This is a genomic window from Bifidobacterium sp. ESL0728 (assembly GCF_029392015.1).
Classification (GTDB): domain Bacteria; phylum Actinomycetota; class Actinomycetes; order Actinomycetales; family Bifidobacteriaceae; genus Bifidobacterium.
Genome location: NZ_CP113925.1, coordinates 1,560,587 through 1,581,118, shown reverse-complemented (window position 1 = coordinate 1,581,118; position 20,532 = coordinate 1,560,587). Strand labels below are relative to the sequence as shown.

Sequence of the window (20,532 nt, the reverse complement as noted above, 5' to 3'; positions counted from 1 at the left end):
GTGATGTCCGCGGACTGGCGCAATGGCTTGGTTTATGGAGCGAGGTACGTGATGGAAACAGCTGATGGCGAGGAAGTGCTGGCCGACGAAGGCTATGATGCCTTTGACGAAGAACGCTGGGCTCCCGAGCCACCGAAATCCCAATCCCGCACCGCTTTCCAACGCGATCGTGCCCGTCTCATCCATTCCTCGGCCTTGCGTAGGCTTGGCGCGAAAAGTCAGATTCTGGTGGCCGGAACCGATGATTTTGCTCGAACAAGATTGACGCATACGCTTGAGGTCGCACAAATTGGCCGTCAAATAGGCTCGATGCTCGGTTGCGACCCGGACGTGGTCGATTGTGCCTGCTTGGCCCACGACCTCGGCCATCCGCCCTTCGGACACAACGGTGAGCGGGTGTTGGCGGACATCGCTTCCGGAATCGGCGGTTTCGAAGGCAATGCACAGACCTTGCGATTGCTGACGCGGCTTGAACCGAAAATCTTCCATCCTGATGGACGCTCCGCAGGTGTCAACCTCACTCGCGCCTCGCTCGATGCGGCGGTCAAATATCCTTGGACGCTCGCCGAGGCTCCACAGCACCCGAAGGGGGAGCGCAGTCTGAAATTCTGCGTCTATCCCGATGATGTCGACGTATTCAATTGGCTTAAAACCGGGGCGCCGAAAGACGCCAAGCCGATGGAATGCCAGGTCATGGACCTTTCCGACGACATCGCCTACAGCGTGCACGACGTTGAGGATGCCATCGCCACGGGCGCTTTCAACCCGCTTGCCTTGGCCGATTCGCGGGTGCTCGACGGCATTGTGGAAATCACCCGTGAATGGTATGGGCAGCAATGGGATCCTGATGAGCTGCTGGAAGCGTTGCATCGTCTGAAGAAGCGGCACATGTTCCCCTCGCATTTCAACGGATCGCGACAGGCGCTGGCACAGTTGAAAAACATCACCAGCTCGCTGATCGGCCGGTTCGCCGGTTCCGTGGAACAGGCGACACGCGAACAATACGGGCAGGGCCCGCTGACACGTTACAGTGCCAACGTCGTCATCCCCGACGAGACCAATTACGAGATCGTCGCGCTCAAGGGCATTGCGGTTTACTTCGTCATGGCGCCGCGGGAGCGCGAGCCGTTGTACGATCAGGAGCGGCAGATTGTCGCCGATTTGGTCGACGTGCTGATGGCCAATTCGCCGCGTCCTTCCGATGCGTTGGAAACCGTCTTCCTTGAAGACTGGAACGAGTCCACCAACGATGACGAGCGTCTGCGTGTGGCCATCGACCAGGTGGCCAGCTTGACCGACGGTTCCGCGATGACCCTGCATTCCCTGATTTGCTGAATTTCAGAAAAATCTTGGGGTAGACGTTTCAAGCGAACCGCTTGTTGAGCGTTTTAGGAACCGTTGAATCGTTTCCTTATTTTTGCGGAAATCAAGAAGCCTTGATTTTTATCTCTGTAGCTTCATCCCGATTGCCCTCATGCATGGCGCGCGGTAAGGTGAACAGTTATGGCTGGAATGATTCTCAAACAGGACGTGGAAAAGGTTCGTGCCACGGCGGACCTCTATGACATCGTCTCCTCGACGGTGACGCTCAAAGCCGCGGGTACCGGTACTTTCATGGGCCTTTGCCCCTTCCATGACGAGAAGACGCCCAGCTTCAGCGTCCGTCCTTCGCTGGGTGTTTGGCACTGTTTCGGTTGCGGTCTCGGCGGGGACGTCTTCGCTTACGTCGAGCATCGGGAGAACATCGACTTCCGCGAGGCCGTGGAACTTCTGGCCGACAAATACCATATCGAACTGCATTACGAAAAAAGCGATGGCGGCAGGGAGGAGCATCACGGTTCCAAACGTGCACGCTTGCTCGAAGCGAATGAGGAAGCGCAGCGTTTCTTCGTCTCCCAAATCATGACGCCGGAGGCGCTCGCGGCACGAAAGCTTTTGGGCGGACGTAATTTCAGCCAGGCCGATTGCCAGCGTTTCGGCTGTGGCTATGCCCCTCAAGGTTGGGATAACCTTGTCCGTCACTTGGCCGGCAAAGGCTTCACCCAGCAGGAGATGCTCGACGCCGGGCTCGCACGTCAGGGCCAGCGCGGCATTTACGACTATTTCCGCGGCCGCGCCACATGGCCAATCCGTGATTCCACGGGGCGTACGCTCGGCTTCGGCGCTCGCAAGCTTTACGATGATGACAATATCAATGCCAAATACATCAACACTCCCGACACCCAGCTTTACCGCAAAACTCAGGTGCTTTACGGCATCGATCTGGCCAAATCCAGCATCGTCAAAAAGCGACAGGCCGTCATCGTCGAAGGCTATACCGACGTGATGGCTTGTCATCTGGCCGGAATCGACACCGCCGTGGCCACCTGCGGCACTGCGTTCGGCGAAGACCACGCCAAAATCATCCGTCGCCTGATTTCCGACGATTCTTTGGGTGCCGTCCAACTGGTCGGACCATTGAAGGTGGAAGGGCAATCACTGAGCTCGCGTATCGTCTTCACCTTCGACGGCGACGCGGCGGGGCAGAAGGCGGCAATCCATGCTTTCGGTCTCGATTCGGCGTTCCTCTCACAGACGTTCGTGGCCGTCGCCGACAACAATCTCGACCCCTGTGACCTGCGCATCCAGCAGGGCAACGAGGCCGTGCGCTCGCTGATCGATCACGCGAGACCGCTTTATGATTTCGTTATCGACACTGCCATCGCTCGTTTCGACACGTCCTATACCACGGGCCAGATGGGTGCGGTAAAAGCCGTTGCTCCATTGATTGCGCAAATCAGGGACCGTTCCTTGCTTGATATCTACACCCGCAAAGCCACCCGCCGTATCGGCGTGGATCTTGACATCATGCGCCGTGAGGTCAACAGTGCACGTCGTCAGCTGCACGTGCGTGACGACGATGCCTATGCGCCCAAACGTCGGGGCGGAAACGCTTTCGAAGCACGTAATCGCAACAATGAAAACACGTACGCGAACCCTGCCGCGCGCAAGGCCCTGCAGCACCGCGATGCCTCCGATCAGGCCTACTTCCGCGTGGACGACGCGGTATTCATCTGCGAGCAGCAGTTCATGGCCGTGCTCATTCAGGTGCCGCGCGCCATCGATGTCAATTCATTCGCGCAACTCACGCTCGCCGATTTCATGACTCCGGTTTTCCGCACGTTGTTCCAGGCGATTGCTGCGGCAGGTGGTCTGCCAAGCAACAGCACGCCACAGGGACTTTGGATGCACAATCTCACCAAGGCAGGCGGGCCGATGCTCGAGCAGGTCATCAACGAGCTGGCGGTCATGCCACTGCCGTTGCCGGGTGGCGATGACCAGAACGGCAACGCCAACGAAGCGAATGTTGGGGGAGCAGGCGCAGGTGCCAACGGTGCCGATACGCCCAACCCGGCAGCCGCCCAGCTTCGTGCGCCGACTCCGGAAGAGCAGCGCTATGCCGCGGAACTGACCGCGCGTCTCCTCGATGTCGGCTATATGCGTCGAATCGGTGCCGCGAAGCGAAAAATGGCGCAGATGCCTGACGGCGAGGGAAAAATCAGGATTTTGGGAGAGATCACCAATATGGAGGCGGCCAGAAAGGATTTGCAGGCCCAGGTTTACGGCAATGCCGTAGCCTGAGTGGTTCTTTGTCCACAACACGGCAAGCTGTAGGAAATTTCCACAACTTTTTTTGCAATTTTGGTCGCTTTTACCCACCCCAAAAACACCAATAAAGTCTAGGAATTTTCCTGCCATTTTCTGTACTACAAACGAAAATGGTCGCTGAAAGCCCGTTTTTTCGTACTTTTGCGCTCTCAAATACCCATACAATAAGAAGTAAGAGAACGAATGCGCGCATTGTTGTGAGGTGAGATTCTTGCCAAAGTGTGTCTTCGTTGACCGTTGCATCGGCCTTTTGTGATGGATGGGGAAATTGGATGATCGAGACGTTTGGGAGTGCCGCGCGAGAATGTCGCCTTCCGATTGGACTGCATCAATGAGACGCGGTCATGATGTCGAACATTCCCGATTGACGGTCTGGCTGGTGTATTGATGCGCAAGTGGATCGTCAAGGAACTGAAAAACGACACCATTTTGGTGGTGGCGACGATACTCGCCATCATTTCGTGTTTCATCGTTCCCCCGGATCGCCAGTACCTTGGCTATATCCACCTCAACACCATCGCCCAGCTGGTCTGCCTCATGCTTGTGGTCTGCGGCTTCCAGCGCATCGGCGTTTTCCATATCATCGGCACCAAACTGCTCGAACACGTGCACACCGAAAGTGCGTTGGTGATTGCGCTGGTTTCCCTGACGTTCTTCTCCGCGATTTTCATCACCAATGACGTTGCTCTGGTCACGTTCATTCCTTTCGCCATTTCGGTGCTAGTAATGGCGAAAATGGAGGACAAGGCCATTCTTGTGGCCACATTGATGACCATCGGTGCCAACACCGGCAGTATGCTGACACCCGTTGGCAACGCCCATAATCTTTATCTCAAGTCCGTCTCCAAGATGCCGACTTCGGAGTTCCTTACAGTAATGGGGCCGTTCTCCTTGGCTTCGGCAATCCTGTTGCTTATCGTTATTTTGATTGTGTTCCGTCGTCGCGATAGCCAGGCGGATTTTGCTGGGCTCGGGCGCAAGGGCATCGAGCAATCCCTGTTTGCGCCGCAAAGCGACCAGCAGCCCGACGAGGTCCGCGTGCTCAACTACGGGGCAGGCTACGGCGGCTGGCGTTCAATCGTTTATGTCGCCCTGTTCCTTATCTGCATTTTCACTGTCAGCGGGTCGATTCCGCTGTGGCTCATGTGCGTGCTGGTGTTCGGTGCGTTCCTGATCTGCGACCGTCGCGCGTTCCTCAAGGTCGACTGGAGCCTGCCGCTCACCTTCGTCATGTTCTTCATCTTCATCGGCAACATGCGCCGCGTGCCGGAATTCTCGAATTTCGTGGCGTCAATCGTCAACCAGCATCCGATGGAAGTCGCTGTCGCCTCCAGCCAGCTGATCAGCAACGTGCCCACCTCCATCCTGCTTTCCGGCTTCTGCAGCCAGTGGCGCGAGCTGATCATCGGCACAAATCTTGGCGGCTTGGGCACGTTGATTGCCTCGATGGCCTCGCTGATTTCCTACCAGCAGATCGCGCGTAAATACCCGGACAAGAAGGGCCGTTATCTGCTTGTGTATACTGCGGTCAATGTCCTGTTTTTGGCGGTATTGCTGGGATTGGCGCTCATTATCAACTGAGACAATAGATTGATATCCGTATTGCAATACATTCTTTCTTGTATGTTCGCTGAATGTATGAAATATGTTGCACTGTCTGTCTCCGTCGAATTAGAGAAAACAGGCAAGACGAATCGAACGGTGACGACGAACGGTTATTGAAGAAACGTTCTCGAGCCACACCAGATAGCGCTTAACGCGGCAGCGAGTATTTTGTTGTTTCGCCGCAAGTGACGCTCTTCAACTCGCCTTTTTCTGTGAGCCCCTCAAGTGCGTTGGTGAGTTCTCCGGAATCGGTGCCGAGCTCGGTTTGGATTTCACGCAGGCTCATGGCCTCTTTCCGCTCCGACAGCAGATGCTTGGTGATTTGCTCGAGCGCATCAATCTCGAGTTGATTCGTTTCCCTGCCGACCATCCATTGCTGCAATTGCGCTTTGACGCTATCCGGGAGTTCGGCCAGTTCCTTCGGGTCGGGGTTGCCGTTCAGGAGCTGCCAGATCTTGCTGCCCGCGAAAACCACGGACGAGAATGGGGTCGCGGCAAGCACTGTGCTTCCGACAAGCGCTTCGGCGGGGTTGGTGGTGAAGAGGTGCGGACCGCCCAGCGGGAATGTATAGCGCTTGGCTTTGCCGGAACCTTCGCCCGGATTATCGTTATCGGGATTATCCGTTCCGTTTCCTGGTTCTTCGTCGTTTTCGTCGGTGATATGTGGCTCTGGCCATGCGGAATCGAGTACCGGCTTGGGCAGGATCATCGCCACCGAGCCCGGGCCGACGCGAAGTTGCGGGCTGGCAAGGCTTTGTGAATAGGCATCGAGGATACGCTGCACGCCGGTTCCGTAGTTTTCGCTCAAGTGCAGAGCCTCGAACACCTCGGCCAGCCACGGGTTGCGCGATTCGCTGACCCCGTTCAAGAGGTCGTTGACCTCGAAGCCGTCCACCAGGCCACCGGGCGAGACGATTTCGATGCTCGAATCGAAGATGCTGATAAGAATCGGGCCGCTTTTGTCGTAATCCCGATGCAGAACGGCGTTGACCAGCGACTCGCGCAACGCGGCCTCTGGCCATGCATTTTCAGAGTTGTGCTGGTTCAGGAACATCATCGTGGCATCGATTTGGTTTAAAACAGAGCCTGAAACATTCTGACGTTCGGTCAGATTCGTCTTGGTGTCGCCTTCGAAGACCGCACATTTGACGAGGTACGGACATTGGTCGCCAAGCAATAGAGCTACATTGGTGGCTTGCTTTTCAGGGTCAAAGAGGTGCAAGCGAACAAGGTTGTCGTCGGACCACTCAAGTCCAGCCGAAGCGAACGCCGGTTTTGCATATTCGAAGCTCAGATTTTGGTTTGCGCTTGCACGATGGTCAAAAGGCAGCGCGGTGGGAAACGCGTCAGCGGCTTGCCGAGCGTCGTTATTATCAGCGGTCTGGGGCGTTTCCTTGTCCGAATCCATGACTTGAGTTTATCGTCACTTTGCGACACGAATATCATATTTTTATTGCAATTCCGCCATATTCCGGCACTTACGCAATTGTTGCTTCGTTCATTCGTATTCTTCCGGCCATTGCGAATTTTCCTAAATCCTGAATGGAGTCCCGATGATTTTCGATTTGCCATTCCGCGACATTTAAGGGAAAACAGTGACTTTCGGCACCGGGCACAGTCTCTTGGAATATGTGACGATGAAAATATGGAAAACGAAAACATCACAAGCTATGCAACACCGACGTATCCCATGCAACAACAGAAAAGAACCAGAGAGGTTTTACGTGCCGCAGGTTTGTTCCGCGACTTCGGGTTCAGACTGGGACCGATCGACCTGACTGTTCGCGAAGGCGAGACGGTGGCGGTTATCGGTCCTTCAGGTTGCGGCAAGTCGTCACTGCTGCGGGCGATGGCCGGAATGGACAAACCCACCCGAGGCGCGGTGACGTTCGATGGCAAGGTGTTGGCCAAGCTTGGTGAGAAAAAACTGGCCCAACTGCGCGCCTCGCGCTTCGCATTCATTTTCCAGGACTACATGCTGCTCGAGAACCTGACTATCGGGGAGAACGTGGCATTGCCCGCTTCTATTCGCGGCGAGCGGATGGGTGACGACGAGATGCTGCGGGCTCTGGCATGCGTGGGGCTTGCCGATAAACCGCTGGACACGCCCGTCACCAGTCTTTCCGGCGGTCAGCAGCAACGTGTCGCCATCGCCAGGGCGCTCGCCATCGGTGCGGATGTGCTGTTCGCTGATGAGCCGACCGGCAACCTCGATCCGAAGGCACGAGATGAGGTCATCGAAACCATTCATGCCTCCATGCGGGCCGGGCTCAAGGCGGCGCTGATCGTCACGCACGATCCGGTGGTCGCCTCGTCGGCCGACCGTGTGGTGCTGATGGCTGATGGTCGGATCGTGCGCGAATATGGCAACGGGCTTTCCGCCCCGCAAATCGAGGATTTGTTGTTGGGAGGCCGTCATGAGTAAGCCCGGAACCGAGAGAGTCAAGAGCATGAACGTGACGGATGCCGAAGTCGGTATACGTAATACAGTTGGCGTGGGCGGTGCTGCCAGTAGGGGAAATGGGCCACGAAACAGCGTCAGGATGAGCGGCTCGCATATCGTCTCTTCGCTTTGGAGAGGCAATAGACGCTTGCAATTGCTTAACGGTGCGGCGAACATGGCGGCGATGACACTGATATTCGTGCTCGCGTGGGCTGTGAACTCGGTTCCGAGCGTTGCCGGTGACTTGGGGACGTTTCTGGTCTTCATGGTTGTCGCCGCAGTCCTGATTGACAAGACGACCACTGACCATGCTTTCATCACCAAGTGGGACGACCTGATGCGCTTAAGGATAATGGGTGCCACTCCTCGTTGGCTGATTCGGGCGATGATCGGCGTGCAGTTGCCTATTGCCCTTATCTCGGCGCTTGGCGCGTGTGTACTTGGTGTGCCGGGCAACGCATTGTTCTACTTCCTCTTCAGGCTCCTCGGCACAGATGCGGTCAAGCGCACCGGTTTTGGGTTCTTTAACGCGGTTTGGCAGACCGTCCTGATTTCCTTGGTTTGTGCGATGGTTTCCGCTTATTTTTCCGGCAGGAAGGTCGGCAAATCGCGACTGGTGCTTTCCTCTGCCCCGGAGCGCAAGACAAGACGGAGCGCATATACTTGGTTCTCCGCCGTCATTCGCAACCTCATCACTGCGGTCATGTTCGTCGTCGGCATCGGTTGGGGTATCGCCTCTTCACGCTCCAACAGCGATGCGGCGCAGATGGGTAACGGTGTGATGCCGCTTTTGGTCTGTTGGGGTATCGCCCGGCTGGCCAAGCCGTTGCTGCGCGTCATCGGTAGTGGCATCAGCAAGCGGCTGCGTGGCCGTTCGTGGGCGGACATCGCCCTGCGCGATGTAGCGGCGCTCAAATCGATGTCGATTTTCAGCATCACGGTGGTGGCCGTGGCCGTATTTGTGTTCTTCTATGGGCTGCAGACCTTCCAAGACCATGCCGCCAGCACTTCGTTGCACGCGATTTTCGATGGCACGTCGGTGATGGAGACCGGACGGGCAGGGAAAGCTGGCACCGAATATCTGCGTATGTTGGCGAGAAAAGCCGATCCTCGTGCCTTGGTGCTGTCGCCGACCACGCAAGTGAGGTATCTGTACTCCGATTCTGGTGGTTGCGACAAACAGATGAAGGAGGATCTGGCCGAAGGCTATCCGTCGGGTGAAGGCCTTTCTTCGGTCATCGATAGCGGTTCGCTTTCGGATTTCATACCGGTCGGCGCGAGACAAGGCGACGTGGATGCCCGCAATGGTGTGGTGTCGGCGGGGGAAAACAAAATCGGCCAACCGGTCTGCATAGCGGGAGCGGACGGTCACTGGCATCGCAGCAAAGTCACTTCCGTCATACGAATGGGCGGCGGAATGACCGGCAATCTCTATGTACCGCGTTCACTTAACCCAATGGAAAATCATCATGGCCGTCGTATGGCGATCATTCACCAAGACCGTACGGACAGGGCCCGTGGGTTGGTGTCAGATACAGGCGGTCGTTCTGTAAGCGTTTCGAATACCGCGGATGTTATCGACCAACTGCCGTTTGGTGCGGTATCTCAGCGCGAGTTCGCGGGCGGCAACCGAGTCGGTGTATATTTCTTCGTCTATCCGATTCTGCTCATTTCGGTGGTGGGTTTGGTCTCCGTGGTCGCCAACGATGCGGAATCGCGCCGCCGCGAGGCCAGGGCCGCTTGGATGATTGGCATGAGCGAACGGCAGTGGGCTATGACCGGCTGCATCCGCACCGGTATCGAGGTCGGCACGGCGGGTCTGCTCTCGATGGTGACCGTCGTCATTTCCGCCAACCTCACCGAGCAGCCGAGGCTTGTCGGCTACTGGCATGCGGCGCGGGTGTATGTGCCGTGGCCTCAGCTGGGCATGATGGCGCTCGCGTTGCTGATTGTCATCGGCTGCGGCGGCCTGTTATACCGTTCGGTTTATCGCAGCGTTGTCCGCAACGGCGGTCGATGAGTGCCGGTTTCAGTTCAACGTGCCGCCGAGCAGGGCGGTCAGTTCGGTGCGGTTGCGGACGTTGAGGCTGGCGAAGATGTGGCTGGCGTGGTTTTTCACCGTTCCTGGGGAGAGAAACAGCTTGTCTGCAATCTCTGAATTGGTGTGGCCTTGGGCGATGAGCAGGGCGATCTGCTGGTTTCGTGGTGTAAGCCCGGCAAGCAATGTGCGGGTCTCCGAACTGGCGTGGGCGATGTCGGAAACGTCACTTGCTACGACATAGGAGTCTCCATCGGCTTCCATATTTCCATCGGTGCGCTTATCGGATACAAATTCGTGGGAAGCTGCGGTAGAGAATATATCAAATCTTCTTGCGGCTCTTTTGCTTGTGGCTTGTTCATCGGAGTCGGCCGAGAAAGCCGCATTATCGCAGTTTCTATCGTCCTGCTTGCCGGATTGCGAGATGAGACGCATGGCGTGAGCAGTGGCGCTGGCGCCGATGATCCGGCCTCCCTCGGCTGCGCGGTGGATGGCGTCGGCGAGATCGGCTGTGGAGATGTCTTTGAGCAGATAGCCGACAGCACCGGCTTTCAAGGAATTGATCAGGTTGTCATCCTCATCGAACGCGGTGAGCAGAATGCATTTGATGTCAGGATATTTGTCATGCAATTGCGCGATTAGCTCCGGTCCGTCCATCTGCGGCATGCGCGCGTCGACCAGAGCAACATCGATTGAGTTGAGTGTGCTCTCTGGCAATTGAAGCACCGCCTGACCGCTTTGTGATTGCGCGGTCACCTCCACACCGGGCATATAGGTGACGAGTTCAGCGAGCCCCGTGAGGATAAGCTCCTGATCATCCACGATGAGCAGATGGATGGGCCGGTTGGTCGTGGTCGCTTCGGATTCGACGGCATCGCTCATGACTTGTCCGTTCCTTTCGTGGGCGTCGTTGCGTTGTTTTCTCCACTTTCCTTGGAAATGTGTTTTGCAGTATCCGAATTTGACGATTGTGATGGCTTCGTTGACTTCCTCTTGTTCGGTTTTGCAATGGTCACCGTGATGCTGGCTCCGCCAAGCGATTGCGATTCTCCCAAGGTCAGACTTCCGCCGATTTGTTCCATACGCTGACGCAACGCCGCAAGGCCGAAGCCGTGATCGATATCGTCCACACCAATGCCCGGACCATCGTCCTCGACGCGCAGAGTTGTCTCGTGGCCGCCGACGGCGATAGCAAGTCGTACCTTGGTGGCGTGGGCGTGGCGTACGGCATTGGTCAGCGTTTCCTGCAAAGCGCGAAACAACAATGTTTGTTCGTCTGGGCCTAACAGACTGACCTCTCCGGTGATGTCGGTCTGCATCTCAAGTCCGGTCTGACGGAACGAGCGTGCCATCGCGCCGATTGATTCGTTGGTGAGCGTTTGACCAAACGCCGCCGGGTCCAGGGCGCGTGCCATCTGACGGACTTCGGACAAGGCGCCTTCGGCGATTTCATCGGATTTGGCGATTGATTTGTTGATCGTTGCCCGTTCTGTTTCTGTCAGGCCTGTTGCGAGTGCTGTGGCGTTTGCCGCGGATTCATGGGCATAGTGTATCGCAGTGAGCTGTTGTCCTATGGAATCGTGCATTTCGCTGGCCATCCTTGCCCGTTCGCGCGAAAGGGTCAGCGACTCAATCTGCTGTATATTGTCTTGGAGTTGTTCGTTCGCCCGTTGCAGTTTCTCCGATTGCACGGTGTAGACCATGAAGAGGACTCCGGCGAACAATATGTAGATTGACGTGGCGATGGAATCGGGGAGACGCGAGCTCGATAAGGGATTGAGCATCGGCGAGAGCAGCCACATGGCTACTGCGGAAAGCATGATGGCGACGTACCCGAATGTGGCATTGAACAGGATCGACGCTTCCGCTATGACGATATAGGTAAGCAGTTGCCCGCCGTGGCGCAGATACGGTGCCGACCATATGCAGACCGCAATCAGAATCAGCGCCGCTGCACGTTGCCAGAACAGTTTTGGCGCTTTGACCATCGCGGTATACAGCAACAGAATCAGTACCGGTTGCAGAACCATAAGTACGAAATGACCCACATACGCCGAATCAGGAATGATAAAGGCAAATGCCAAAGCGAATATCAGCGCTGAATACTTGGGAAATCGGCGGCGCGGCGCTTTCCGATTGATACTGAACCTCGACGGATTTTCTGTCGATTTGTCTTTGCCGCGATCAGACATCTGACTCCTTCGGCACGTCCGGCGAAAACCGGCCAACAAAACAAGTGATCCCGGCGAGATTCGAACTCGCGACCTACAGATTAGAAGTCAGTTGCTCTATCCAACTGAGCTACGGGACCGTGCTGCTTCATTCTAGCAGTACCGTTGACTCGTATAACGTCAATGCGCTTACTCCAAGGTGTAGAAAAATTAAAAAGAAGGTTGCAACGGGTAAGGTTTTCTTTTGAGAAAACCGTTGGCATCAAAAAATTCTCGGAGTGTCATGGTCTTAACGTGGAATTCCTCGGCTATATCCGGAATTTTAGGTTCTCGCTTAAGTTTCTGGTTTTTGGTCGGATGAACCGCTCGTTCATTGGTGACAATAATGGCATTGTTGGTCTTTGCGGCAGCAATCAGCCAAGGGTCGGCTTTATCCAAGGGCTCCCATTGCGCATAGGATTCAGGAGTATAAAGTTGACAATCTTGCAGGTAATCCTGTATCTGTACATACAATGCGCCGATTTCATCGGTGTGATGAGACAAAGGCGGAGTGAAAGTCGCTTCGACCCATGTGCCTAGTTCGTCGAGGTTCTTTTCGCTGTCCCTTTTCGTCAATTCGGCGTAAACGGAATCGAGCATAATTATCCGCTTCGCCTTATTCAAGCGTTCCAGCCATTTCCAGAAAGGATGGAATTCAGCGAAACCGAAAGGGTGATGGAGGCGATGGGATTCAATGAAAATATTTGAATCAAGCAGGAATTGTGATGTCATCATCCAGCCCTTTCTTTGTTAGAAGTCCGTCGTACGCTCGTTCAGATTTAATTCCGAGAAGAGAAAAACCATCAGTATAGGAAATGGAATTGGAATCTATTCCTTGTTTTACCAAACTGACGAATCTGCTATCCAAGTGGAAGGAATTCGTGACGTTCGCATCTCCGCCTTCTTTCTTTTTTGTTTGTTTTAAAGAAGGTTGTGCGAGTTGGTTGTATTCCTCTTTGATGTCTCTTTCGCTTGCCAATCCGTCTTGCTTCGCTTTGATGAGGAAAGACAACGTGCTTAAACCATAGTGACTCGAAAACGTTTCAGCGACTTCAACTCTGGAAGATTTCGTTTCCGATTCTTTGAGCCATTCCTTTCTGAAATCAGAATTACCCAAAATGATTTCCATGACAGTTTGGTTGATGAGACGTTCCTGATCGGAGATGTCAAATTCGGCTTCGGACGCGTTGAACAGCTCTTCGGCCCCAATGAAGATGTGGGTGAGTTCGTGCAAAAGAGAAAACAGCATGGCTTTGTCCGAGTCATTGCGATTGATGAAAATGAGGGGAGCGATATCGTCTAAAAGAGTGAAAGCTCGGAATTCTTGGATGTCAAGTTTTTCGTTCGTTGCCGCTTTGGAATCGACCATGGTCATGATACCAATTTTGGAAAGGGTGTCTCTTAAGAAATTGAAACGCTTACGATCGCTTTTATCGAACGTCCAATGTTCAGGTAATTGGAGCGCCTGAATAATGGATTGGGCGATTTCCTTGGCGTTTTTTGTATTGTCAACAGAACCCACGAATGTATTACCGCTAAAACCAAGACTCATCAATTCGTCATGTGCCCAAGTCTGACGGACTCGCATTTTGGCGATGATGTCTTCGAGGCTCTTGCTCAATGGCACTGCGGCGTTGTTGACCGTTCTGAACTTGACGAGCTCATCTTCGTGTACTTTGGGCACAGAAGTGCGTACCAGACGTCCAAAAGGAATCTGCAAAGCCTTACTCAAATCAGAGATTTTAGTGAAGGAAAGGCTGATGGGATGTTTCGCTTGCAGCCATTCGGGAAGTTGTTTGAGCTCCGGGCGAGAAGCAATCGCCCCTACGTCATGTCCGCTCTAGGAAACGGCCCAGCGCAGTGTTGCTGGTTGAACAGTAATCTGAGCCATGAAGCCTTCCTGATTTGCTGGTGTAATCGTATTTTTTATTATACGGTTAAACGATGTGGAATTCGAGCCTTTTCAAGATTGCTTTATACAGGTTTCAAGGTCAATGTACTTTTCGGTATCTAAGCAATGGTAATGGCAAAGCGTGAAGACGCGTTGGTATAGTGGGTGCAGTAACAAATCATAAGACGGAATCGGGCAATACCGAGAAATATTGTTACCCCTTGATGAAAGTAAGGATTTATTGATGGCGACGAAACTCAACAAACGACAGGTCAAGCAGCTCAAGGCTTTGGCGAGCAAGATTTCGCCGATGCTGTGGATCGGCAAGAACGGGGTCACCGATGCTGCCGTGAAGCAGGCTTCGGAGACGCTCGAATCGCACGAGTTGCTCAAGGGCGTGGTGCAGGACGGTTGCCCGGTCGACGAGCAGGAGGTCGGGGAGACCCTCGCCGGTCAGATCGGCGCGCAGCTGGTGCAGGTCATCGGCCATCGTTTCGTACTTTACCGGCCCTCCAAGAAGCCGGGAATCACCAAGATTGAGCTCGTCCACTGACACAATGCACATCAGTGCTGGTAAACGGCATTTGAGTGAAAGCAAAAGTCCGTTTCCCAGCAGTAAATATGTGTGTGACTGTATTGGTGCTGGTAAACGGCATTTTCCGGATTCTTAGAGTCCATTTTCCAGCACTAAAGTGTAGTTGTCACTAAATCTGGTTGCGCTGGTGCTGGCAAACAGTATTTGAGTAGGAATAGGAATCCGTTTTCCAGCAGTAAAGTGTCCCTCCCCCTATTCTGATTGCGTCGGTGCTGGTAAACGGCATTTTAAAGATTTTTATAGTCTGTATCCCAGCATTAAAGACATGAAGAACGAAAAATATCGTAAGTATGATAATCGTTTGGCTGAGTTGTGAACGGTGTAATATTCCTGATAATCGGTCATATTAAGCGACTTTGAACAGACGTATTTTCTCGTTCCCGCCGCGTAAAGTGGGAACCGGCTCTGGTTTCCAATCGATACTTCGGAGGTATCATGGCAGCTCACGCACCAAAAGTAGCAGTGATTATGGGTTCGGCAAGCGATTGGGAGACGATGCGTCACGCTTGCGACACCCTCGACCAGTTCAATGTCTCCTATTCAAAACAAGTCATTTCCGCCCATCGGACACCCGAATTGATGGCGGATTTCGCGAATAATGCCCGCCGGAACGGCATCAAAGTGATTATCGCGGGAGCTGGGGGAGCCGCTCACCTTCCTGGTATGGTCGCTGCGCAGACCACGCTGCCGGTCATTGGCGTGCCGGTCAAATCGCATGCGCTTTCCGGCGTCGATTCCCTGCTTTCCATCGTCCAGATGCCTGGCGGCATCCCCGTGGCGACGACGGCCATCGGCAATTCCGGTGCGCAGAACGCCGGCTTGCTGGCGGTCAGTATTTTGAGCATTTCCGACGATTCCTTGGCTGATGCGCTCGCAGGCTATCGCGAAAGCCTCAAGAAGAAGGTGGAGGAATCCAATGCCCAGCTTGTCTGAAGAGACCAACGGAAAGATTGAAACGCTGATGCCGGGCGCAACCATCGGCATCATCGGCGGCGGGCAGCTCGGGCGCATGATGGCGCTTTCCGCACGCTATCATGGTTTCCGTATCGGCGTGCTCGACCCGACGCCGGATTGCCCGGTCGCCCAGGTCGCCGATTTCCAGGTCACGGCCGATTACGATGACAAGGCCGCGATTCGCGAGTTGGCCGAGCGTAGCGACGTACTCACCTACGAATTCGAAAACGTTGATGCCGATGCCATTGACGAGGTTCGTGGCAGCGTCGCCGTCCCGCAGGGAACGGATTTGTTGCGCGTGACGCAGGATCGCGTGTTCGAGAAACAGTTCATCAACGACCATGGCACGCAGACCGCGCCTTGGCGACAAGTTGATGACTTGGCAGGGCTTGACAAGGCCGTGGAAGAAATCGGGTATCCAGCGGTGCTGAAGACCCGTCGCGGCGGATATGATGGCCACGGTCAGGTCGTTTTGCACGGGCCGGAAGATCTGGCGAAAGTCCACAAACGCGACAAGCAGGGCACGTTCCCGCCATCCGTCTTGGAAGGTTTCGTCGATTTCGCTTTTGAGGCCTCGATCCTCATTTCCGGCAACGGCAAGGATTTCGTCACATTCCCCATCGTGCGCAACGAACATCGCCACAACATCCTGCACCTGACCATCGCGCCTGCACAGGTCAGCGACGAGATCGCCGAGGAAGCCAAGGCTCTGGCCTTGCGTCTGGCCAAAGGCTTTGAGCTGGCCGGAACGTTGGCCATCGAACTGTTCATCACCAAGGACGGCCGCGTGGTGGTCAACGAGCTTGCCCCGCGTCCGCACAATTCCGGCCATTACACCATCGAAGCCTGTTCCATCGACCAATTTGACGCCCATATCCGTGGCATCGCCGGGTGGCCGTTGCCGCAGCCGAAGCTCCTGAGTCCGGCCGTGATGGCCAACGTCTTGGGCCAGCACGTGGCTCCGACGCGCAAGCTGATCGCCAAGCACCCGGAATGGTACGTCCACGACTATGGCAAGGCGGAAGTCCGTCAGGACCGCAAAATGGGACATATCACGGTGCTCACCGACGACACGCAACGTACGGTCGACGAGCTTGAGGCCACCGGCTGTTGGGATGATTTGCGGCAATAGTCAACCGGTTTTCGTGTGCGGTCAGCTAGCCATATCATTGATGGCTACTGTATTGCGTAGCTTGATTTTGTCCGTGATGGTTTCCAGCGGCCTAATCGCCCTTTTCAAGTCAGAGAAATGCGAGTAAAATGCATGTTGCGTTTGATGAGGCAGCCCGCTATTCCCGGCGGTGGCGACCTTGTAGCCAACAAGCGGCGATTACGAAAGAGGTCTTGAACAGTGTTAGCCAACGAGCAGCATGATGGAGAACGTTCCGTACGTAGAATGCTTTCCCACGGTGGCAGGCGCGGCAGCCAGCATACCTGGCAGAAAGACGCCGTGCTGAAGGCCCTTTCCGCTTGCGACGATTTCGTTTCCGCGCAGGATCTTTATCGGATCCTGAGCGAGGAGGGTCAGGGAATCGGTCTTTCCACGGTCTATCGGCAGCTCAACGCGCTGGCTGATGACGGCAGGGCTGACACCATTCATTTGAACGACCAGCAGATGTTCCGTATCTGCAAGGACGGCGAGCACCATCACCATCTGGTGTGCGAAAACTGCGGCAAGACCGTGGAGATCGAGCCTCCTGAGCAATGGGTGCGCAAGGTCGCAGACGAGCATGGTTTTACGGTCAGCTCGCACACGCTTGAAGTATTTGGATTGTGCCCGGACTGCCAGCGTTTGGAGAATTCGGATGCTGCCCAAGAACGCGTTTGAGTTCTGGGATTTTATTTCGCTTCGTGATTATCGAAAATACATTCTTTGAATACAAAAGGATAGCAACCAGCCGATTGTGACTGACCGCTATCCTTTTTGTTTCGTCTAGGTTTCCCGGCGGTCTACTTGTCGCTTTTATCCGTTGAGGTCATGGTTTTCACAATATCGACGACCTGCTTCGGCTTGAGTTCGGGTACATAGGCGTTGACCACGGCGATGCCGATCTGGGCGAGCTTGGCCGAATCCGGATAGCAGATATAGATCGGGGCAGGGATAGGCTGGAACTTCTTCTTGAAGAAGAACAACGATTTGAAACCGTAGGCGGGTTCAAGCACGTCGGCCGCAATCTGCAGGGCGTGTTCGATGATTTCCGTGCCGCTCGGGGAAGCGGATTTCGTCTTCTCGCCGTCGGCTGGTGCGGGTTTTCCGCTATCGCTGTTCTTCGCAGAGGATACATCCGTCTTGGCCTTTTCGGAGCCGTTGCCTGAAACGTTGTTTGCGCTTTCGGTTTGGGGCGAAGATATGGTTGGGTCTTGGGCCGCATTTCTATCGCCGTTCCTGGCTTTATCGCTCTTTTCGGTTTGGTCGGCCTTTGCCCTTGTGCCTGTCTTTTTGACCTTTTCGCCTTCAACCGCCTTGTCAGCGGCGGCGGGGGCCTTCTCGCCCATGCCTGCCAGTGGGGCCGCCGAAAGGCTCATGAATTCCACGGCGTTGGCCGGGTCGGTTTGGCCCTGATCGCGCAGACGCTCGGCCATGCGGGCGATGAGGAATTCCATGATGCCGTTGGGGCTGTCGGTGCGATGCCGCATGAAATCAAGGGTCCAACCGATGACCCGGCCATCACGGTAGGTGGGCAGCCAACTGGTGACGCCGAGCACCGTGCCTTCACCGTCCACGGCATACAGCAATGCCACGCGGTCGTCACGCAATTCCTCGATGCCACCGAGCGTGAATTTCATTTCCGGCAGCGCTTTGAGCTGGGCCCATTGCTCGGAGATGTCCACGATCTGCTGGTCGATATTGAAACCGGCATCGTCATAGGTGGTGAGCACATCGGTGATGCCGTCGCGCTTGGCCTTGTTGATGGCGGTGCGGATGTCCTGCCATTTCTTGCCGCGCGTCTGCCACTGGCTCGGGTCGAGCACCATTTCCGTGCCGACCTGGATGGAGGACCAGCCCATGTTTTCGAGCTCCGCACGCTGGTCGTCGTGGACGGCATAGAAGGAAGGTGACCAGCCCTTTGCGTCGCAGAACTTGGTGAATTCGCGCAGGTCGTCGATATATTCGTTCGGGTCGCCGAACGGGCCGGTGACGGTCAGGGCGATGCCGTGCAGCACGCGGTAGGCGATGGCGGAACGGCCGGTGGAGGAGAACCAGTAGTGGTTGCCTTCCCAAGTGGTCATGAAGCTCATGGATTCACCGCCAAGGGTGACCAGTGCCTCAGCCTTCTTCCGGTCGCGTTCGTCGGGGGTGACGTTGTCGCGGAACCAGAGAATGAAGACGATAAGCACCGTCAGCCAGAAGACGACGGTGAGACCTTCGCTCACCAATGTCGCCATTGCGGTCTGGGGAACGATGAGGGCGGTGGACTTGCGTCCGCCGAAGCCGGTGGGCAAAAGCCTACGGAGCATATCCATGATCAAAAGCCTGACGGTGGGGCGGGGCCTGAAATCCTGAGGCGCGGCCACGGCGAAGCCGATATAGACGCAACTGGTGATCAGCAGCATGCCCACCATGGCGACAATGCCATTGCGGACCCGGAAAGTTCCAGTGGAAACGCTGAAATGTGGCAGTTCGCGAATCATCAGAATAATCAGTACCAAGGGTGGTAGGGCGGTGGTGATGAAAGCAGGCATGAAGTTGTAGCGGCTGGCCATACTCGGGCTCATTGGGGTGATGGTAAAGGGGAATACGACATAGTAAAGCACGGCAAACACTACGGCTGCACCATTGAGCACGATGCTCACCCATGCCGCAAGCCGACGTCCGTGGTAAAGGCCCCAGGCCACCAAAGCCAAGGCCGCGATAGGCAGGAGCATATGCAGCCAAAGGCCGGCTATGGCCAGATGCTTACTGGTCGCCACCAAGCGCAGGCAACTGGTGACCGACTGGTTCACGCTGCAGGAAGTGAGCAGCGAGGAATCGCCCCAGATGGAAGAGGTGAAGAGGCCGAAAGTCGTCAGCGGGCCCAGGTGCGAGGTGGAAGTCAGCGCCAGCAGGGGACCGATGGCGAGCACCAGCTGGGCGAAGGCGAACAGGCGACGGATCTCGTAGTCGGTGCTGTTGGCCCACTGAATGTGGTCCTTGATCGGGCCGTGCATCAGCAGGCCGGTGAGTTGGCCGACAATCGCGGCGCCGAGTGTGCAGTAGTCTCCAGGATTGCCACTGAAAAGCAGCAATGTGCCGATAACCGTATAGCCGAGGAGCAGAATGCGCCGCCGCCATAGTGCTGATTCGTAGGCGCTTTCCGCCATCAGTGCTCCGATGATGATGGTCAGGGGTGAGAGCAACACGGGCAGACGCTCCATGCTCTGCCAGTCGTGCATGGCCATATCGACCAGAACGCAGACCAGAAGGCCCAGAGTCGAACCGATGATGGCGCTGAACAATGCCGCGAACGTCGTTTTCAAAGCGCCGAGTCGAGATTGCGCCACAGCAAGGATGATAACGATGAGCAGCGTGTAGATGATGAGCATCAAGGGACTGCGCACGAATACCGCAGAACGCAGGATCTTCGTCAGCCATGGAATGATGTCCTGGCTGTGAAGCGGTTGCTGGAAGGGATCGTGCGGCCTTCTGCCGTTTTGCATGCGCCCAAGAAGGATTTCGGTGAGGCTTAAGGTACGTGCAGAGGCAGGAGCATGCAGATGCCGTATGGCCGTGGAGACCATATCGAAGATGTTGACGACGAGGAACAATGCAGCGACGATGATGGCGAAGAGGTGGCTGTATATCCAGCTGAGGATGTCATGACCGAGCACGTTCCAGCTGGAGGGGCCACGCTTCTTGCCTTTCGACCCATTTCCTGCGTTCTTCCCGGAGTGAGAGGACTTTTGGGTTTGACCAGTTGAATTGGTCTGGCCTTTATTCGCAGTGTTGTTTTGTGCGGCTTGCCCTGAGTTCTGGGTGGTTCCGGCTCCTGGCGTTTCTGAAACGTTCGAGACTGCAGCCGGCGGCACGCTATTCGTCGTGGGAGGTGCCGATGGCCGCCCCGTCGGTTTGTTGTTGTCTGCGTCTGTTTGCATCTTCACGGCTTTCGTTCTTCAATCGTAATATTTATTATCCCTTAATGCAACACAACTATTTGGCAACAATTGTGC

Annotated in this window: 15 protein-coding genes and 1 tRNA gene; 9 read left to right on the top strand and 7 right to left on the bottom strand. The window is 55.4% G+C overall.

The window, feature by feature from the left end:
* Positions 1 to 51: 51 nt before the first annotated feature.
* The 3 genes from OZX67_RS06205 (at position 52) to OZX67_RS06195 (ending at position 5,229) form a co-directional block, all read left to right on the top strand.
* On the top strand, positions 52 to 1,335 hold the full coding sequence (locus OZX67_RS06205) for a deoxyguanosinetriphosphate triphosphohydrolase (RefSeq protein ID WP_277141839.1): 1,284 nt from the start codon (positions 52 to 54) through the stop codon (positions 1,333 to 1,335).
* 168 nt (positions 1,336 to 1,503) lie between these two features.
* On the top strand, positions 1,504 to 3,621 hold the full coding sequence (gene dnaG, locus OZX67_RS06200) for a DNA primase (RefSeq protein ID WP_277141838.1): 2,118 nt from the start codon (positions 1,504 to 1,506) through the stop codon (positions 3,619 to 3,621).
* A 414-nt stretch (positions 3,622 to 4,035) separates the two neighbouring features.
* Positions 4,036 to 5,229: an SLC13 family permease gene (locus tag OZX67_RS06195; RefSeq protein ID WP_277141837.1), complete on the top strand. Its 1,194-nt coding sequence runs from the start codon at positions 4,036 to 4,038 to the stop codon at positions 5,227 to 5,229.
* Between the two features lie 172 nt (positions 5,230 to 5,401).
* Here the strand turns inward: OZX67_RS06195 and OZX67_RS06190 are convergent, their stop codons facing one another.
* Positions 5,402 to 6,661 (bottom strand): ATP-binding protein, encoded by a 1,260-nt coding sequence (locus tag OZX67_RS06190; RefSeq protein ID WP_277141836.1) that lies wholly within the window; start codon positions 6,659 to 6,661, stop codon positions 5,402 to 5,404.
* Between the two features lie 237 nt (positions 6,662 to 6,898).
* On the opposite strand from OZX67_RS06190, the gene OZX67_RS06185 reads away from it, so the two are divergent.
* The gene (locus OZX67_RS06185; protein ID WP_277141835.1) at positions 6,899 to 7,678 is read left to right on the top strand and encodes an ABC transporter ATP-binding protein; all 780 of its coding nucleotides are present in this window, start codon (positions 6,899 to 6,901) and stop codon (positions 7,676 to 7,678) included.
* Positions 7,671 to 9,716 carry a hypothetical protein gene (locus tag OZX67_RS06180; protein ID WP_277141834.1) on the top strand — a complete coding sequence of 682 codons (2,046 nt, stop codon included), beginning with the start codon at positions 7,671 to 7,673 and terminating at the stop codon, positions 9,714 to 9,716. The genes OZX67_RS06185 and OZX67_RS06180 overlap by 8 nt, the downstream gene beginning before the upstream one ends.
* 9 nt (positions 9,717 to 9,725) lie before the next feature.
* Here OZX67_RS06180 and OZX67_RS06175 read toward each other — a convergent pair whose 3' ends face one another.
* The 5 genes from OZX67_RS06175 to OZX67_RS06155 all read right to left on the bottom strand — a co-directional run bounded on the left by OZX67_RS06175 (position 9,726) and on the right by OZX67_RS06155 (position 13,676).
* Entirely contained in the window at positions 9,726 to 10,616 is an 891-nt protein-coding gene (locus tag OZX67_RS06175; RefSeq protein ID WP_277141833.1) for a response regulator transcription factor, read from the bottom strand.
* Positions 10,613 to 11,926, bottom strand: coding sequence for a sensor histidine kinase (locus OZX67_RS06170; protein WP_277141832.1), 1,314 nt, complete (start codon positions 11,924 to 11,926; stop codon positions 10,613 to 10,615). The genes OZX67_RS06175 and OZX67_RS06170 overlap by 4 nt, the downstream gene beginning before the upstream one ends.
* Before the next feature lie 45 nt (positions 11,927 to 11,971).
* Positions 11,972 to 12,045 (bottom strand) — tRNA-Arg (locus OZX67_RS06165).
* A gap of 70 nt (positions 12,046 to 12,115) precedes the next feature.
* Positions 12,116 to 12,679 (bottom strand): DUF4411 family protein, encoded by a 564-nt coding sequence (locus OZX67_RS06160; protein WP_277141831.1) that lies wholly within the window; start codon positions 12,677 to 12,679, stop codon positions 12,116 to 12,118.
* Positions 12,654 to 13,676 (bottom strand): ImmA/IrrE family metallo-endopeptidase, encoded by a 1,023-nt coding sequence (locus OZX67_RS06155; RefSeq protein ID WP_277141830.1) that lies wholly within the window; start codon positions 13,674 to 13,676, stop codon positions 12,654 to 12,656. Before OZX67_RS06155 ends, OZX67_RS06160 begins: the two co-directional genes overlap by 26 nt.
* 403 nt (positions 13,677 to 14,079) lie before the next feature.
* Here OZX67_RS06155 and OZX67_RS06150 point away from each other — a divergent pair, with 403 nt between their 5' ends.
* The 4 genes from OZX67_RS06150 (at position 14,080) to OZX67_RS06135 (ending at position 17,212) form a co-directional block, all read left to right on the top strand.
* Positions 14,080 to 14,388, top strand: coding sequence for a YhbY family RNA-binding protein (locus OZX67_RS06150; RefSeq protein WP_277141829.1), 309 nt, complete (start codon positions 14,080 to 14,082; stop codon positions 14,386 to 14,388).
* Positions 14,389 to 14,865: 477 nt separating this feature from the next.
* On the top strand, positions 14,866 to 15,363 hold the full coding sequence (gene purE / locus OZX67_RS06145; RefSeq protein ID WP_277141828.1) for a 5-(carboxyamino)imidazole ribonucleotide mutase: 498 nt from the start codon (positions 14,866 to 14,868) through the stop codon (positions 15,361 to 15,363).
* The gene (purK, locus tag OZX67_RS06140; RefSeq protein ID WP_277141827.1) at positions 15,347 to 16,516 is read left to right on the top strand and encodes a 5-(carboxyamino)imidazole ribonucleotide synthase; all 1,170 of its coding nucleotides are present in this window, start codon (positions 15,347 to 15,349) and stop codon (positions 16,514 to 16,516) included. The genes purE and purK overlap by 17 nt, the downstream gene beginning before the upstream one ends.
* Before the next feature lie 264 nt (positions 16,517 to 16,780).
* On the top strand, positions 16,781 to 17,212 hold the full coding sequence (locus OZX67_RS06135) for a transcriptional repressor (protein WP_277144968.1): 432 nt from the start codon (positions 16,781 to 16,783) through the stop codon (positions 17,210 to 17,212).
* Positions 17,213 to 17,334: 122 nt separating this feature from the next.
* Here OZX67_RS06135 and OZX67_RS06130 read toward each other — a convergent pair whose 3' ends face one another.
* Complete coding sequence (locus OZX67_RS06130; protein WP_277141826.1) at positions 17,335 to 20,457, bottom strand: DUF2156 domain-containing protein; 3,123 nt, start codon at positions 20,455 to 20,457, stop codon at positions 17,335 to 17,337.
* Positions 20,458 to 20,532: the final 75 nt, after the last annotated feature.